Origin of the sequence: Nostoc sp. (genome assembly GCF_036919495.1) — a bacterium.
In the GTDB taxonomy this organism is placed as follows: Bacteria; Cyanobacteriota; Cyanobacteriia; order Cyanobacteriales; family Nostocaceae; genus Nostoc.
On sequence record NZ_JBALBZ010000026.1, the window covers coordinates 41025 to 56779 of the forward strand.

Annotated in this window: 13 protein-coding genes and 1 tRNA gene; 9 read left to right on the forward strand and 5 right to left on the reverse strand. The window is 42.3% G+C overall.

Going from position 1 to position 15755, the window contains the following annotated elements:
* Window positions 1–184: 184 nt before the first annotated feature.
* Window positions 185–784 (forward strand): guanylate kinase, encoded by a 600-nt coding sequence (gene gmk / locus V7K25_RS02805; RefSeq protein WP_335154960.1) that lies wholly within the window; start codon window positions 185–187, stop codon window positions 782–784.
* Window positions 785–870: 86 nt separating this feature from the next.
* On the opposite strand, the gene V7K25_RS02810 is transcribed toward gmk, so the two are convergent.
* The 3 genes from V7K25_RS02810 to V7K25_RS02820 all read right to left on the reverse strand — a co-directional run bounded on the left by V7K25_RS02810 (window position 871) and on the right by V7K25_RS02820 (window position 2361).
* Window positions 871–1392 carry a photosystem I reaction center protein subunit XI gene (locus V7K25_RS02810; protein WP_335154850.1) on the reverse strand — a complete coding sequence of 174 codons (522 nt, stop codon included), beginning with the start codon at window positions 1390–1392 and terminating at the stop codon, window positions 871–873.
* Window positions 1393–1682: 290 nt separating this feature from the next.
* Window positions 1683–1832: a photosystem I reaction center subunit IX gene (psaJ, locus tag V7K25_RS02815; RefSeq protein WP_323201929.1), complete on the reverse strand. Its 150-nt coding sequence runs from the start codon at window positions 1830–1832 to the stop codon at window positions 1683–1685.
* 34 nt (window positions 1833–1866) lie between these two features.
* Entirely contained in the window at window positions 1867–2361 is a 495-nt protein-coding gene (locus V7K25_RS02820; RefSeq protein ID WP_335154853.1) for a Photosystem I reaction center subunit III, read from the reverse strand.
* Between the two features lie 272 nt (window positions 2362–2633).
* Here V7K25_RS02820 and tsaD point away from each other — a divergent pair, with 272 nt between their 5' ends.
* A complete protein-coding gene (tsaD, locus tag V7K25_RS02825) occupies window positions 2634–3683 on the forward strand; it encodes a tRNA (adenosine(37)-N6)-threonylcarbamoyltransferase complex transferase subunit TsaD (RefSeq protein WP_335154855.1) in 1050 nt (349 codons plus the stop codon).
* A 77-nt stretch (window positions 3684–3760) separates the two neighbouring features.
* Here the strand turns inward: tsaD and V7K25_RS02830 are convergent, their stop codons facing one another.
* Both V7K25_RS02830 and V7K25_RS02835 read right to left on the reverse strand, forming a co-directional pair.
* On the reverse strand, window positions 3761–4678 hold the full coding sequence (locus V7K25_RS02830; RefSeq protein WP_335154857.1) for an alpha/beta fold hydrolase: 918 nt from the start codon (window positions 4676–4678) through the stop codon (window positions 3761–3763).
* Between the two features lie 152 nt (window positions 4679–4830).
* Window positions 4831–5550 (reverse strand): hypothetical protein, encoded by a 720-nt coding sequence (locus V7K25_RS02835; RefSeq protein ID WP_100899857.1) that lies wholly within the window; start codon window positions 5548–5550, stop codon window positions 4831–4833.
* 554 nt (window positions 5551–6104) lie between these two features.
* Here V7K25_RS02835 and V7K25_RS02840 point away from each other — a divergent pair.
* The 7 genes from V7K25_RS02840 (at window position 6105) to V7K25_RS02870 (ending at window position 15737) form a co-directional block, all read left to right on the forward strand.
* Entirely contained in the window at window positions 6105–6656 is a 552-nt protein-coding gene (locus V7K25_RS02840) for a GNAT family N-acetyltransferase (RefSeq protein WP_100899858.1), read from the forward strand.
* A 299-nt stretch (window positions 6657–6955) separates the two neighbouring features.
* A tRNA-Pro gene (locus tag V7K25_RS02845) sits at window positions 6956–7029 on the forward strand.
* A gap of 694 nt (window positions 7030–7723) precedes the next feature.
* On the forward strand, window positions 7724–8536 hold the full coding sequence (locus V7K25_RS02850; RefSeq protein WP_335154860.1) for a Tic22 family protein: 813 nt from the start codon (window positions 7724–7726) through the stop codon (window positions 8534–8536).
* A gap of 25 nt (window positions 8537–8561) precedes the next feature.
* Window positions 8562–9449 (forward strand): peptide chain release factor N(5)-glutamine methyltransferase, encoded by an 888-nt coding sequence (gene prmC / locus V7K25_RS02855; RefSeq protein WP_335154862.1) that lies wholly within the window; start codon window positions 8562–8564, stop codon window positions 9447–9449.
* A gap of 1227 nt (window positions 9450–10676) precedes the next feature.
* Window positions 10677–12041, forward strand: coding sequence for an aminotransferase class I/II-fold pyridoxal phosphate-dependent enzyme (locus V7K25_RS02860; RefSeq protein ID WP_335154864.1), 1365 nt, complete (start codon window positions 10677–10679; stop codon window positions 12039–12041).
* Between the two features lie 200 nt (window positions 12042–12241).
* Entirely contained in the window at window positions 12242–14149 is a 1908-nt protein-coding gene (locus V7K25_RS02865) for a fatty acyl-AMP ligase (protein WP_335154866.1), read from the forward strand.
* Window positions 14136–15737 (forward strand): acyl-CoA dehydrogenase family protein, encoded by a 1602-nt coding sequence (locus V7K25_RS02870; RefSeq protein ID WP_335154868.1) that lies wholly within the window; start codon window positions 14136–14138, stop codon window positions 15735–15737. Before V7K25_RS02865 ends, V7K25_RS02870 begins: the two co-directional genes overlap by 14 nt.
* Window positions 15738–15755: the final 18 nt, after the last annotated feature.

The following is a 15755-nucleotide window of genomic DNA, read 5'->3' on the forward strand; positions in this document are numbered from 1 at the left end:
ATGTCACCCTTGCTACAAATTCTTTAGTCACTAGTACAGTGCGGCGTAAATAAGCCACCCGCTTGAAATGTCTAAAACCTTTACGAATTACGAATTACGAATTACGCAAAGCGTTACTAGTGGACTTGGCCAGGAACATAAAACTAATGAATAATATCTATTGATTGATTCACAGATTGAGGGGATGATGCCAGTTTTACCGATCCAGAGTATTGCTACTACCGAAGAACGCTTAAATTTAGGCAGGTTGATTGTCTTAACTGGCCCCAGTGGGGTCGGTAAAGGCACTTTAATGCGATCGCTCCTAAAGCGTCATCCAGAACTTTATTATTCTGTATCCGTGACGACTCGTTCTCCTCGTCCAGGAGAAATCGATGGCAAAGATTATTACTTTATCAGCCGCAGTAAGTTTGAACAATTACTTACTGAAGGTGAATTTTTGGAATGGGCAGAATTTGCTGGGAACTATTATGGTACTCCCCGTGAAGCTGTACTTAACCAAATTCATTTTGGCAAGTTGGTGGTGCTAGAAATTGAGCTAAAAGGAGCAAGGCAAATTCGTGCTTCCTTCCCCAGTGCCTTGAGCATTTTTATTTTACCGCCTTCTTTTGATGAATTAGAAAAACGGATACGCGATCGCGCCCAAGATTCTGAAGAAGCGATCGCCCGTCGTCTAGTCCGCGCCCAAGAAGAAATTGAAGCCGCCGATGAATTTGATATTCAAATCGTTAATGACGATTTTGAAACTGCTTTAAATGACATTGAAACGGTTTTGTTTAAATAAGTTAGGAGAGACGCGATTAATCGCGTCTGTACAGGAGTTATGAATTTAAACTCCTAACTCCTAACTCCTAACTTCTGATTTCTAAATTAACCAAATAAACCTTGAATTACTCCCAGATTGCTAGTCAAAAAGTAAGCAACTACTGCACCACCAATACCACCAATTAAGAAAGAACTGGCGAAGTTGTTCCAGCTTTCTTTAGAATTAAAAGCATCTACTGGAGGGTTGGGTACAGTAACACTAGCAAGTGCTTTCGGAGGATTGCTATTCGCATAGAGGGATAGTCCCACCGTAAAAAGAACAATCAAGCCCAAGGCTGCTAATAACCCAGCTAAGTTCGCATTAGCTGTATCCCGCAGTGGGCCCAATTTGGCAAAGGGGCCAAATATCCAGTAACCATGAGCCATGCCAACTTCTAAACCGCGTCTAGCAGGAGCGAGTCCTGGGCGATAAGCTGGCAAGTTATTAATGAACCACTTGGTCAAGGGAGAAGCATTAATTGGGGTTTCTAGATTACCCTTCTGCGGATCGCGGAATGCGGGAAAAACAACTTCCCGATTTCTGGGATCGCTGGGGAGATTTTTTGATGCATCTACTGCTTGTGCCATAGTTTTATCTTTGCCTCTAAATTAAAATGGTGGCATTTTTATATTAATAATAATTGTAGCTAAAGATGGCTTTTGCTTAATAAGTTTAGAAAAATTAATTTAGCTTCTTTTAAGACTGTGAAATAAAACAGTGAAACTCGCGATCTGTAAACAGGATCGCGAGTTTCAAAAAACTATTTTTGCTGCGTATTTTGGTGATAATTCTGGCTATTTAGGCAGAATACATCAACTACATAATATTAGGCAAAAAATAAGACATTCATTCAACTGTCCTAAATCCAATTCTCCACTTATGGCAGTGGGTGGAAAAGTAGATCGGGGAAAAAGCGGTTGAATTCAATCAAGATACCTGCTGTGATGAACAGCCAGATCGTAGCTGCCACTGGCGCTGTAGAAATAAACTTAACCAAATAGGATGATTGGTTGTTATTGTCTGCCATGAATTTAGTCTCCAAAACAATTAGTTAAGCTGATTTAGCGTGGGGAAATGGGGATTTCAGTATCCTTGGCTGTTAGTTTTCCAGACAGAAACTCTTGGAGTGCTGCTACTGGCCAAGTAAAGCCTGACAATATTATGGGTAGTGCCAAACCAACATCGATTTGGATTTCTTTTTGTTCAGTGTCAGATTCCTTTTTGACCGCTTGCAGATAGGCACGACCTACCCAGCCAATCCAACCAGCAATATATAGAAACAGAATGCTGGGGATCAAAAAGTCACCAGCATGATCTAGACGGCCATCAACAATCAAGTGAGGGTAACCCTCAGGGCCACACAGCTCCTGAGAATAACGCTCAAACCGCTTTCTCCCAGATTCGGGATCGGCGGTGGTATTACGGGCATTAGCAGCTAGCTGTTGAAAAGCGGGATTATCCTTGCACGGTGTCAAATTAGCCCCTAAAGCTTTTGCTGGGGAGGCAAAATTGAACCAAAGACAAATCGCTAAAATCAAAGCAAACAATCGTCGCATAGAGTTGTTTCCTTTTACTACAAAACAAAAAGTTTTATGTACAAAACGAAGCGGCTTGTACAGTTGTTTATTTGCATAACTAGGAAGTCATCATACTCTTGGGTGGGAACCGAGTAAAGTTTAAGTAAATAAAAGTTAAAGCTTCTCAACCAAGTCTTTATAGAGTGCTAAGTGGTAAGTAACGATTCCTGAGTATAAGAATTGTTGTTGTAGGGTAGTAAAGAAGCAAGATTTTGTCTCTACTAATCAAAACTCAGCACTCAGCACCCTCAATGGCAACCGTTTTAGCAATAGAAACCAGTTGTGATGAAACAGCAGTCGCAATTGTTAACAATCGTAAAGTTTGCAGCAGTATTGTAGCCTCGCAAATTCCAGTCCATCAGCAGTATGGCGGGGTAGTACCAGAAGTAGCGTCTCGTGAACACTTGGAAACGATAAATGTTGTGATCGCTCAAGTCTTAGAGCAAGCCCAACTAGACTGGGAGAAAATTGACGCAATTGCCGTCACTTCTGCCCCTGGACTCGTAGGAGCGCTGCTGGTGGGGTTAACTGCTGCCAAAACCCTGGCAATGGTACACAACAAACCATTTTTGGGAGTTCATCACCTCGAAGGCCACATTTACGCAACTTATTTGAGCGAACCAAGCTTAAATCCCCCTTTCTTGAGTTTATTAGTTTCTGGCGGACATACAAGCTTGATTTCTGTCAAAGATTGTGGTATTTACGAAACGCTAGGACAAACTCGTGATGATGCTGCGGGTGAAGCCTTTGATAAAGTGGCGCGATTATTAAAGTTGGGTTATCCGGGTGGCCCAATAATTGACAAGTTAGCACAACAGGGAAATCCCCAAGCCTTTGCTCTACCAGAAGGAAAAGTTTCTTTACCTGGTGGGGGATTTCATCGTTATGATGCAAGTTTTAGTGGATTAAAAACGGCTGTATTGCGTTTAGTGCAGCAGTTAGAGAAAGATGGTGGACAAGTACCAGTGGCAGATGTAGCAGCTAGCTTTCAGGAAACCGTCGCGCGATCGCTAACTAAAAGAGCGATCGCCTGTGCCCTAGACTATGGTTTAGACACAATTGCAATTGGTGGCGGTGTAGCAGCCAATAGCGGCTTGAGAAAAAACCTCCAAGCCGCCGCCGTTGAACATAACCTACGTGTCCTATTCCCACCTCTAAAATTCTGTACCGATAACGCCGCCATGATCGGCTGTGCCGCCGCCGAACATCTATCTCGTGGTCATACATCCCCCCTCACACTGGGCGTTGAGTCTAGGTTAGCCCTTACCCAGGTGATGAAGTTGTATCAACCTATTGAGTAGTCATTTGTCATTTGTCAGAAGAGAAGAACTTTCCGTTTGATCCAATGCCCAATGCCCAATGCCCAATGCCCAATGCCCTATGCCCTATAACTATTGACAATTGCTCGGATGTGATCAGCCACTGCATCAGGCTGTTCCAACATAGCCAGGTGTCCGCAATCAGGAATTTCCAGAACATTGTCACCACAATATTGGAACAGTCTGTGAAAGCTAGCTAAATGGCGCACATACTTAGGTTCCATAACTTTATCTTCGGCACCAGCCAAAAAATAAACTGGCTGCTTCAACTGGGATACTAGTTCAGGTAAACGATTGATTTCTTCTTCGGTTGTAGAGTCTAACAGACTTCCCAGAGCTGCTTCTGGGTCAGCCACAACAAAATCTATTACCCGTTGACGTGCCCAATGGCGCCCCAAAGGACGAGCGACACTGGCTCTGGTAAACAGCAAATCAATCAAAGGTACTTGGGATAGCCAGCGCGGGCGGACTTGCAAAAATTTCTGACCCGCCGAGCGAAACTGCTCAAAGGCTTCTTTGAGGTAAATACCACCGCCAGCGTTGATACAGATTACTCCCTTAACACACTCAGGTATTTGATCTGCTCCCCAAAGAGCGATCGTACCTCCCAAAGAGTGACCTATGAGCCAAGCACTCTTAATATTCAGCTGTTTCAGGAGAATTGCTAAATCCTGAGCATAGGCAACAGGAGTATAAAGAGAATCGATTGTTGAGCCAAGCGCACTACTGGAGACGGGCGTTAGGCTCAAAGACGTTTCTGCCCGACTAAAATCGGTTTTTACCTGAGACTGGGATTCACCAAAACCCCGCAAATCATAGGAAAGGCACTGCAAATCATCTGATAGGCGGGAAATCACAGGTTGCCAATATCCACGGCTATTGAGCCAACCGTGGATAAATACTAAAGCATCGGGGCAGGAAGTGGGAGCCGTTAGCTCGTATGCGTGTGGAACGCCCAAGATTTCGATAGTTGCCATACTTATATCGTAACCTTAAGGGCGGGTGCGACTAAATACGGAGTGCGAAGAGTTAAAATTTAGGAGTAGAGACGCGATTAATTGCATCTGTACAGGAGTTAGGAGTTGTTAATTTTTAACTCCTAACTCATAACTCCTAACTCCTAACTTTTTCATTTATCCAGCAACCTCTGTCGCACCCCTTCAGCAATTTTGTGACCCAGATATTCAGGAATAAGACTTTCATTCGGCCCCAACAAGTAGAGAATTAGCCGTGTACGTCCGCGCCAAACCAGTAAATTTGCATTGACTACCAGCAGGTCTTCCTGCCAGATGGCGTACATCACTTTGTAGAATAATCCTGGTTGATTATCGGCTTCAATCATTAGAGCAGGGAGATGAAAGACGGGATCGACATAGAACTCAGTTTGTACCTGCTCTAAGCCAGTATCAAGATTAAATTCTACTGCCAGCATCTCTTCTACCTCAAACCGACCTCCTAAAGCTTCACGAATAGCACGACAGACATTTTCTGCGGTTTTCTCGGTTAAGGCTTTACTACCACGAGATACCAACAGTTTAATAAAAACTAACATTGGCGGACGGATCTGACCGTATAGACTCAGACCGTGAATAGTCAACCCATAAGCTGCTAGTACACCAAAAATATCGCTGAGAAGAAAAGACTGGTTACGGTAAGCAAAATGCAGGGCACTTTTGCTACCTTCAGGTTTCAGTTCAATAACAGCGCGTCTAGTTTTATAGAGACGGTAGGCTAGCCGCAAATTTTGCAGTTGAATCTCACTGCTGACGAATTGCTCATAAAACTGAGGAAACGCTCGGTTAAAGCGTTTTAGGAGTTCCAGTGTCGAAGATTTTAAACCAGAAGCCATTGTTAAGGGTAAGACTCGCTTGCTTTCATCACTTGGGGACTAGGGGCTAAATGTTAGGGACTGGGGACTGGGGAAGAATTTTCTCAAATACTCAATTTCTTGTATGCAATTCACTCCTAAGCTAACCTGCATTTAAGCTCTATACGAGCAATTGCCAGGATTAGGTTTTTCTATTTTTAATTTTGAATTACAGCAGTTTGCTTTTTTAGCGAGGTACAAAATACAAGGCTTACGCATCAGATATTCAGACCTCCTGCCCCCTGCTTCCTACCTCCTGCCTCAAAACCCGCAGTTTCGTACTTCATGCAAAAGAAAACTGCTGTATTTATATCCTTACCCTTTTGGTGAATTTCTCCTAGCCTCTACAACAAAATGCTAAAGTTGAAAATGATTGGTGTGAAACACGCCCTAACTGGCTCTTACCATTGCAAATCCCGAAAACAACCGAAAAAATTTGAGTGTAAAAGGTAGTAAATGGGGTAGCTATGTTAGACGTGAATCAACGCTCCTGAGAGTGGAAACCAATTCAGTTATACTACCCGAACCACGTTGGCATGGGTTTTTGGAAAACTTGGTTTAGTACTCCTGAATCTGTAGCGCCTAGTAGGACAAACCCCTTTGAAGAATATAGAGCCGATGCTGCGGGCAACTCCAACTCCAGCAGCCTGAGCGAAGCTTCTTCAAAGGAAACTCGCATCGTCTTCAGTACGGAGCGAGACATTGACCTTTATGAGCTAGAAGAACTCTGTGATGCAGTTGGTTGGTCGCGTCGTCCTCTAAGAAAAGTGAAAAAAGCTATTGAGCATAGTTTTCTCGTCGCCTCAATGTGGCAGGTGAGAGGAAACCAAAAGCGGCTCATTGGTTTTGCCCGTGCTACCTCAGATCACGCGTTTAATGCAACTATTTGGGATGTCGTGGTTCACCCAGACTTTCAAAGTCAAGGACTGGGCAAGGCACTGATGAAATACGTTCTCAAAAAACTTAGGAGTGAAGAAATTAGTAATGTCACTCTCTTTGCTGATCCCCATGTTGTAGATTTCTACCGAACTATGGGGTTTATGGCTGATCCGGAAGGCATTAAAGGCATGTTCTGGTATCCTCACTAGCCCTTAATCAAAATCAAACCCGATTTACACAAGAAAATCAGGTAAAATAGCGAAAATCTATTATTTTGATGTGGTTTTGCTTTTTTTATGCCGACGAAGGCGCAAGTATTATATCTTGTAAAACTAAGTCGGCAAAAAATCTTTATCAGTAAAAAAATGTAATCTATCTTGTCTTTGGCAAAGGATAAAAAAGATTAGGCATAAGCGGTCTGATGTGATATAGTTACCTTAATGCTTTTAGTAAAGCGCGATCGCTTTGATGGGATAAAACCAAACCACAAAAAGCAGATAAGTGTAAACGGGATGTAGCGCAGCTTGGTAGCGCGCCTGCTTTGGGAGCAGGATGCCGCAGGTTCAAATCCTGTCATCCCGATTTTTGAAATAATTAATATGTTTAACAGCTAAGGTGGATTGTCTAAAGCTGTCCTGCCAAGAGGTGCAATTAAATTGTAAATTTTTTTCGATAAGAACAAATTGGCTGTTATAGTGTTGAGTTATGTATTGAAGCCTAACAGGCAAATTTCGCTTTTAAGCAGTAAGATATTCCTGACACTAAGCTTTGTATAGATTTTAGAAGAGATTAAAGCAAGCGGGATGGAACGATTGATTAAGTAATAGCGTCACCCCATATTAACGAAAGCCAGATAAAATGACATTTATCAGATCCAAGGTCAAGAGACAGAGAGACTTTTGACTGTTTGAGAAGACATATAATAGGCATCTACAGTATTTCGTCGTGAAGAACAAAACGAAATCAAGAAAAACACAACTTTCGCACAGTCGATTTTTCAAAACGCTATTATAGCAACCCTAAATAGTTGCGGAATATTGGATTTTGACCGTTGACCCTCCGGGTGACGCTCCTGCGTCGCTACCGCTTGCGCTAACGGCAGTCCCTCTTTGTTGGAACAACAAGACCGGGCTGCCTCACGCTTAACGCTCAACCTCAACTCACACAATGAATCTTTCACAATTGAAATAGATTGCTATATAACTAAAGCTAGTTGGTGGTGTGCAACATCCAACCGTTTGTTTAATTAATTGGACTATTAATACGAGGAGCAATCATGAAATCATTTATTCGCTTGGGCGCAACATTGGGTATAGCTGGCACTGTATTTTTAACAGGGCTTTCAGGAATAGGCAATCTACCAGGAATAGGCAATCAAGAGGCGATCGCATTACCACAAGATCAGGTAGTGAAAAAGCTCCAAGAAGTACCTGTATTTACGCTCACCAATCCTAAAGGCGAATTCGTAGTTCTTTCAAGGAACAACGCATCCAAGCCAATCTCGCAAGTGGGATTTTTTATTAGCAAGCAAGATGCTCAAAAATTCCTTGACAATCGGCTCAAAAAAGAAAATCCCCAGTTGGCAAGCACCCTACAAGTAAGACCTTTGTCCTTGGCAGACTACTATAAAATAGTCCAAGAAAGCAAAAAGAAATCAGACTCTGTAATTTATACTTTAGTACCGACGCAAGCACAAGTAGCTTCGGCAACAAGTATGCTGAATCAAAATGGTAAAAAAGGGGAGCAATTTAATGGTATTCCCTTATTTGTACCCAAATTTAAGAAAGATAATAGCTATTTGACCATTCCCGTCCCCAACGGCAAAGAGCGGTATATCCCTTTCTTTTTTGAGAAAGAGCAGGCAACGGCTTTGTTAGACGAATTCAAAAAAGCCGTGCCCAAGGAAGCAAATAACACTGAAATTCAGGTGGTGGATTTGTACGGTGTTATGGAAGCTCTAAATAGCAGTACCGACCCTAGTATCAATAAAATTGTTCTCTATCCATCGCGGGAGTCGATCAATTTTATTCGTTCGCTTGCACCGAATCAATCTCCAGCTGCCAAGCCTGCTGCTGCCCCGAGAAAATAACGGTTACGCACTCCAAGATTGAGGCATGGGGGAGAAACATCTGATATCTGGTTTACAACTTTGGCAGTGGCGCAATACTGCTCTCCAAGCAGCGATCGCTACTGATGTCTCACCTGCCGAGGTAGATTGGCTGCTGCTCGAAGTTGCTGGGTTAGACCGCTTGGCACTGCGTTTGGAGTCTTTTAAAAACTGGCCGCAAATTCAGCTGCAATTGCCTCTAGAAGAGTTAGACCGTTTGTGGCAGAGGCGATTAAATGACCGCTTACCAGTGCAGTATATTGCCGGAGTTACACCTTGGCGTAACTTTCAAATTGCAGTGTCAAGTGCGGTTTTGATTCCCAGACCAGAGACAGAATTATTAATTGATTTAGCTTTAGCATCTGCCAGTAATGCTTCAGGGAACTGGGCTGATTTAGGTACTGGAAGTGGAGCGATCGCTTTGGGACTAGCAGATGTCTTGCCACAAGCAACAATTCATGCTGTTGATTACAGTTTAGAAGCTTTAGCGATCGCCCAAACCAACGCCCGTAATTTAGGTTTTGCTGACCGGATTAAATTTTATCAAGGTTCCTGGTGGGAGCCACTGACATTTCTCAAAGGTCAGTTCAGTGGTATGGTGTCGAATCCCCCTTACATACCTACCAGTACCTTACCTACCCTGCAACCAGAAGTAGTTAACCATGAACCACATCTAGCTTTGGATGGTGGTACTGATGGCTTAGATTGCATTCGCCATTTGATAGAAATTTCTCCCAGCTATTTGCAACCTGGTGGCGTATGGCTGATTGAGATGATGGCAGGACAGGCGGATGCAGTGCGAGAAATTTTACAAAATCAAGGTAGCTATTGTAAAATTCAAATTCACGTTGATTTAGCTGGAATTGAACGCTTTGCTGTGGCTTATAAAAGTTAGGGTTTCCCTTGCTCAATTTGCCTATCTCTATCTATTTGAGCCATTCCAATATCACTGGAATCTCATCAATTACAAGAGAATTTATTTCTACGGTTTACCCCATAGCCAAACCCGAATCAATCAGCTGCTTCTTAGACTACCTTGGTTACTGAAGCGTAATGCAATTGGGTTAAAAATACCCCTATTCCTTTTTCCTCAAGGCACTAATTTATTTTGCCATCTTAAAATGAGCGGGCGTACAGTTATTGACATATTTTTACTATTAGCCATTTTTTTAGATTAGCACAAAAAATCGGCAATTTGTCACAACTAGTTATGTGCTTGTGATATATATCTAGCGAGATTCAGTATCTATATCTACCTATATATTTTTATCTAAACGCTTTGTTTAACTGCTTTTATTTAGCTTTTATTCATTGACAACAAAAAAAAACAATGATAGCTTTAATTTCAGATTAAGAATTCACCTTAATCCAAATTTACCAGACATCTAAAAATATTTAGATGTTGGTAGTTTTAGAGCAGAGGAAGCACTTTTTGTGGTTAATCTTTCATTAGAAAAGAGTATTTCTATTTATATGCATTCTCTTCTAGTTAAAATCATGTTTAAAGTTGAGAATTGGGTAGAATATTGGCCAACTGGCATCCCTCATTAAATTATTTTTATACAGCAATCTTAAATACTTTATAAGTAGGTGGACATAATTCAACGTAAAATGCTAACCAGTAAAATCATCTTGGTGAGCAGCTTTACCTCCTGCCTTATACTTAGAACGGAAAAGAGATTTAGTTTCTCTCGTTTTATGATGCTCAAACTTCAAATAAGATTGCTCTAGATAGAAAGTAATTGATGGTGTTTTTTGTTAATCTTCAAAATCAAAACAACACTATTTCTTAGCAAAATTAGTTTTAGCAGGTTTCTTGATATGCAAGTTATTTTTAAGCTATTGCATAGGAAGATTTGCTATGCAATAGCCTTTGTTAAAATCAAAATTGCTTGGTATTCTTAATAGCTTCACCAAGAAAATAGATATAGCTTGTTTAAAAATAACGTGCTGAAACTGTGTTATTGGCTATTAAGCAAAACGCATACTCAGAAAGTAACGAAACACTTATCTATTGAACAGTGCATAATCTGATTCGCCCAATAAGTCTATTGCTTAAAAGACTTAAGCGGTTAATTTGCTTTACTCAAAACAGAGAAATAAATGTAGGTTAGAGTTCACAATGTTAAGTAAACAGACTAATAAATTTCCAGAAGATGTTAGGAATATATGGGCTGCACCAGATACCAGCAGCCATGCCGAGAATTTTTCCTTCAAAGATTTTTTCCCAACGATTGGTTCATCCTTAGCGGAGCGCGTGAAACCTTGCTCTAATTGGTTGCATACACCAAATGCCTCCATAGGTTCCAATGCCTGTATGCTCACCTATTTCCCTCGTGAGGTTGTTGGGCCGATTGAAAATCGAACTCTGATTAAAGATCCGCTCACTGGTGAAATCAGGTCAATGCTGATGTTCGGAGCAAATAACTACCTGGGATTGACCACCCATCCCTATGTTCGAGAAGCAGCAAAACGAGCTATTGAAGAATTTGGTGTTGGCATGGGTGGGCCACCTCTACTCAATGGCATGAGTAGTCTCCATCGCCAACTTGAAGCCCGTATAGCCCAGTTCAAAGGCGCAGAAGATGCTCTCCTTTTTGCCAGTGGATTTCAGGCACAGTTAGGGTGGGTCAATGGTCTGTTACGTGATGATGATGTTTTGATCTGCGACGAGTTAAGCCATGCCAGTCTATATGATGCCATTAAGCTTGTCTCTATGGGTTCCAGGGTTCGCGCTTTTAGCTTCAAGCATAACGATTGTGATGACCTCGAACAGCGTCTGATCAAATGCAAGCAAGTTGGAGGAGCATCAAATCGATTAATCTATGTGGCTATCGAAGGCGTATATTCGATGGATGGCGATTTAGCTGCACTCCCAGCAATTCGTGAACTTTGCGACGATTACGGGGCTATTCTTGTCGTGGATGATGCACACGGCACTGGTGTTATGGGTAAAAAGGGCGGTGGCACTGATGAACACTTTGGTCTGAAAGGTCGAATTGATGTCACGATGGGGACTTTCAGTAAGGCATTGGGTGTCACAGGCGGCTTCATCGCTGCCAGTCGTGAGGTAATCGAGTATCTGCGCTTCTTTGCTCGGTCTTATATGTTCTCGGCATCTTTGCCTGCTCCTGTTGTTGCGGCTATCTTGGCAGGTCTAGATATCATCGAGCGTGAGCCGGAGCGTGTTAGTCAACTTCGAGCCAATAGCACTTACTTATTGCAGCAACTCCAAGCGGCAGGATTTCAAGCTAGCAGCGATTCTGCAATCATACCAGTGAGAATCCCGGCGGAAGTCGAAATTCGCACTCTTGCCTGGAGATTTCACCAAGAAGGCATCTTTGTGAATTCGGTCGAGTACCCTGCTGTTCCTCTGAATGCCCAAAGACTGCGAATCAGTGTCATGGCAACCCATACACATGAAGATTTAGATACATTTATTCACGTTTTCCAAAAGTTGGATCGTGAATTTGGCATCATCCGATAAATGCCTGTAGCTGATAAACCCATACAGATGACCAAATAATTACTAATTCGTAATTAATGGTACAGAGCAAATCAGAGCAAATCAATTTATTGATGGAGATAAAAAAACATAATTCCTTTTTTTCAGAGCAAGCGACTTTAGTCGTGGGGTAACAATTACGAATTATTTTGACGTTACTGTGTAAACTGTGAAATTGGCTTATGACTATTTGTTTGGCTGATCTCCAAAACCCTCTTGACAAATTTTCAAATTTAATAGAATTACTGAGCTACAGAGCTAAAAATCAGCCTCAGCAAAAGGCTTATATATTTCTCAAAGATGGAGAAACTGAAGAAAACAGTCTAACTTATGGAGAATTAGACCTGCAAGCGCGATCGCTCGCTAGCCATCTTCAGTCTCTAGTATCTCCTGGCGAACGCGCTTTGCTGTTATATCCACCCGGTCTAGAATTCATTAGCGCCTTCTTTGGCTGTTTATATGCGGGTGTTATAGCAGTTCCCGCTTATCCACCGCGAGCCAATATGAACTTGCTCAGGTTGCAGGCGATCGCTAAAGATGCCCAAGCCAAGGTAGTCTTGACCACAAAATCCTTGTTAACGGTCGAAAATCCAGAATTGCCAACTATGCGCTGGTTAAATACTGATTGCATTGACAGCAATCTCAGTTCAGATTGGCAAAAACCAAAACTAGAGAGAGACACTCTGGCATTTCTGCAATACACTTCCGGCTCTACGGGAACGCCGAAGGGAGTGATGATCACTCATGGAAATTTACTGTGCAACCAGAGATCCATCAGAATGGGTTTCGGACATACAGATAAAACAATTTTTGTCGGTTGGCTGCCCTTATTCCACGATATGGGACTGATTGGGAACGTTTTGCAGCCTCTATATTTGGGTATCCCGTCTATTTTGATGTCACCAGTAGCTTTCCTGCAAAAGCCTTTTTCCTGGTTGCAAGCTATTTCTCGTTACAAAGCCACTACTAGTGGCGGGCCAGATTTTGCTTATGATTTGTGCGTTCGCAAGATTACTCCTGAACAGCTTTCTAGTCTTGATTTAAGCAGTTGGGAAGTTGCTTTCAATGGAGCCGAACCAGTCCGTGCCGAGACAATGGAGCTATTTGCTAACTATTTCGCTCCTTGTGGTTTCCGTCGAGAAGCTTTTTACCCCTGTTATGGGATGGCTGAAGCAACTTTATTCGTTTCTGGAGGTTTAAAAACAGCTTCCCCGATTCTGTACCAAGTTGAAGGAGCAGCCCTTGAGGAAAATCGAGTGGTGGCGGCTGAACCTGGGGAAGGTACCAAAACAATTGTGGGCTGTGGTCGTACCTGGTTAGATGAGAAAATCGTCATTGTCGATCGCGAATCTTTAACTCAGTGTCCTCCTGGTAAGGTGGGGGAGATTTGGGTATCAGGTTCTTCTGTGGCTGCTGGCTATTGGAACCAACCAGAGCAAACTGCCGAAACTTTTCAAGGTTATCTGGGGGATACAGGAGTTAGCGATCGCAATAGCGAAGCGTTAGCGAGTCATCGAGCGTCAGGGCCGTTTCTTTGCACGGGTGACTTGGGATTTTTGCAAGATGGCGAACTGTTTGTTACCGGACGACTAAAAGATGTGATTATCATCCGAGGACAAAATCATTATCCCCAGGATATTGAGTTAACAGTTCAAAAGAGTCATCTAGGATTGCGATCGCATTGTGGAGCAGCCTTCACTGTAGATCAGAAGGGACAACAGCGATTAATTGTTGTTCAAGAGGTAGAACGAACCTATTTAAGGCGGTTGGATATTCAAGAAGTCGTCGGCAATATCACTGAAGCAGTAATCAACGATCACGGTTTACAAGTGTATGCCACAGTTTTAATTAAACCTGGGAGTATTCCCAAGACATCTAGCGGGAAAATTCAGCGTCATGCCTGTCGGCGTGGGTTTCTAGATGGCAGTTTGAATGTGGTGGCGCACTGTAGTGGAACTCTTCAGCATCAAGCCCAGTTTCAAAAGTTGCAAGTTGATGTCAACTCACTCTTAGTAAAAGTGCAGCAAGCTAATCCTGATTCTCAAAAAGTAAATATTCAGGACGGCACAAAAGCTAATGCAGTTAAATAGTCATCAGTCTTTAGAGAGTTCAAGTCGTCAACGTGCAGAGCAAGTCATCCATTGGTTACGTGACTATGCCCAAAGACGAATCAATTCTAGACTTATGGACGAGCGACGGTGTATAACTCCTCACGTCGTTCTAGACTTTGGCAAAAAAGGCTTGTTGGGAATGATTGTCCCTCAAGCATCCGGGGGTCTTGGCTTAAGTTACAGTGATATGTTGCAAGTGATGGAACAACTTGCAGCTATTGATCTCAACTTAGCTTCATTTGTTGGTGTAAACAATTTTCTCGGAATCTACCCAATCCTTAAGTATGGTACACCTGAGATTAAAGAAACCTATCTCAAAAATTTAGCCCAAGGGAGAGATTTAGCAGCCTTTGCTATTACCGAACCATCTGCGGGATCTAATCCTAGAGGAATCAAGGCTGAAGCCCATCCAGATGGAAATGGTGGCTGGTTACTTAGCGGCACCAAAATTTGGAGCGGTTCTGCATCTTGGTCAAATGCGATCAATATTTTTGCTCATGTTGTAGATGAACAAGGCGAATCTTTGGGAATCACAGCATTTACCATTCCCGAAAATGCTCAAGGATTGAGCCAAGGTACTGAAGCTCTGACGATGGGAATGCGAGGTATGGTTCAGAATACTATTCACCTTGAGCAGGTAAAAGTCAATCATGAAAATATTTTAGGCGAAATTGGTTCTGGTTTTGAAGTAGCCCAGGACGCAATGCAACTAGCGAGATTGGGAATTTCTGCAACCTGTATTGGAGGAATGAAACACTGCGCCCAACTCATGCTTCGTTATGCTAATCGGCGCTCAATTGGTATAGAACGGCTAATAAATCAACAGATTACTTTACAACGTCTGAGTGATTTAACAGCAGCAATTGGTGCAGTTGAGTGCTTGGTAAAAAACATTGCAACATCCCTAGATGAAGAGAAACCTGTTCCTTTAGAAGCTTATCTTGTCGCTAAGATTATCGCACCAGAATTAATGTGGCAAGCAGCAGATAATCTGGTTCAGCTACTAGGTGGACGGGGTTATATCGAATCTAATATTGCGCCCCAAATCTTAAGGGATGCTCGTTTGTTTCGGATTTTTGAGGGGCCAACTGAAACTTTACAGATGCATTTGGGTTTATTAACTTTATACCAAATACCTCAAGTTTGTTCATCTCTTAATGAGTTTCTAGGAGCGACAAAAATCAGCGAACAATTGCAACAGACGGCTGAATCTTGTGCTTCTTACCTCAAAAATAAAAACCTATCTGGGAACAGTAATAAGAAATTAACTAAAATCTTATCCCAGAAGTTGGGTGACGTAGCTGCATGGGCATTTGTGGTTGCTTGCATACAAAAGTCATATCATGAACCGACAGATGAATTACAACGTGTCGAAAAGTGGGGTCAACAATATTTTCAGACAAAGATAGCTAATGCTCTTACAGGAAATATCTATGACCAGACTTTACTAGATATTAATCAGGTGGAAAGTCTGATTAATCAGTATGCAGAAAAAATTGGTGATATCGAGCAAGGTTTAGCTGGAGAAGAAGATGAACTGGATGAATATCTCTGTAAAAAAGCCTAACTTTGAAGGATTGAATGA